The following is a 249-nucleotide window of genomic DNA, read 5'->3' on the forward strand; positions in this document are numbered from 1 at the left end:
CAGATTCGCAGTCATGCCTATGATCAGCCCACGCAAACGGAATGGCGCGGGCGCACCTATCGCGTTCGTCCGGGAGTGGTCCACGGATACCAGATCGAGATCGATCCCAGTGCGCGCGCCGGGCCGGGCGGGCTGTATGAAGAAGGGCGGCGCGGCTGGCTGCAAAACCACACCAACAATCCGGCTGCCCGAAACGCCTTCAGGCAGAACGAGTGGAACCGGTTCCGCATCGAGGCCATCGCCGACTCG

At 64.3% G+C, this 249-nt stretch carries 1 protein-coding gene; it reads left to right on the forward strand.

What is annotated here, in order from left to right; all coding sequences use genetic code 11:
* Nucleotides 1-249 (forward strand): family 16 glycoside hydrolase (locus tag KVT28_RS25930; RefSeq protein ID WP_217551133.1); only part of this gene is annotated, 249 nt, incomplete at both ends.

Source organism: Pantoea sp. GbtcB22 (assembly GCF_019091025.1).
Lineage (GTDB): Bacteria > Pseudomonadota > Gammaproteobacteria > Enterobacterales > Enterobacteriaceae > Pantoea > Pantoea leporis.